The following is a 771-nucleotide window of genomic DNA, read 5'->3' on the forward strand; positions in this document are numbered from 1 at the left end:
TCAGCGCGTAGGAAATGGCCTGGCCCAGCGGACTCTTGGGGAGTTGGCGCGGTGCCTGCGTTTCGAGCCAGACGCGCAGTCGCGCGAGGACGGGGGCGCTGTGCTGCTGGCGCAGCTCGCGGTGGGCCGCGGTGCGCACCACCTCCGCGCCTCGTGCCTGGGATTCCACGCGGTAGAGCTCGAGGATGAAGTCCAGCGCCTCACGCGCCTCGGGGGCAGTGGCCAGCGCGTCGAAGAAGCGTCTGCGCACGTGGGCCCAGCACCCGACGCGCACTCGCCCCGTGGGCAGCGTCACCGCGTTGTAACCGGTGTACGCGTCCACCACGAGGGCCCCCGTGGTGCCGCCCAGGACTTCCATCGGCGTCTTGCTGGCCCGGCCCATGCTGAAGCGGTAGCCGATGAGCCACTGCCCCGCCTCATTCTGGGTGAGGAAAGTCCAGAGGTAGCCCAGCTTCGTCTTCTTCACGTCCAGCACGCGCAGCGGCGTCTCGTCGGCCCACACCACGTCCGCGGACGCAATGCATTGCAAGAGGTGCTGGGAGAGAGGCAGCAGCACCGAGGCGGCCTGGTGGAAGAGGTCGGGTGTGGATCTGATCCTGAGCATCGCCTGAGCGAAAGCGCGGGTTGGCGGGAGCAGGCCAAGACGTGGGAGAAATCCCGGCCATGGTGAAGGTGACGCTGGAAGTGCCCGAGGAGGTCGCCGCGCTGCTCAAGGCCATGGAGGCGAAGCTGCAGGCGGAGGCGAAGGCAGCTCGAGAGTTCGAGCCGGTA

General features: G+C 68.4%; 1 protein-coding gene. It reads right to left on the reverse strand.

Translation table 11 applies throughout. The annotated features are described in order from the left end of the window. Positions 1–604 (reverse strand): transposase (locus tag U8525_RS34365; protein WP_374270956.1); only part of this gene is annotated, 604 nt, incomplete at its 3' end. Positions 605–771 lie beyond the last annotated feature (167 nt).

Source organism: Corallococcus sp. RDP092CA (assembly GCF_041903675.1).
GTDB lineage: Bacteria > Myxococcota > Myxococcia > Myxococcales > Myxococcaceae > Corallococcus.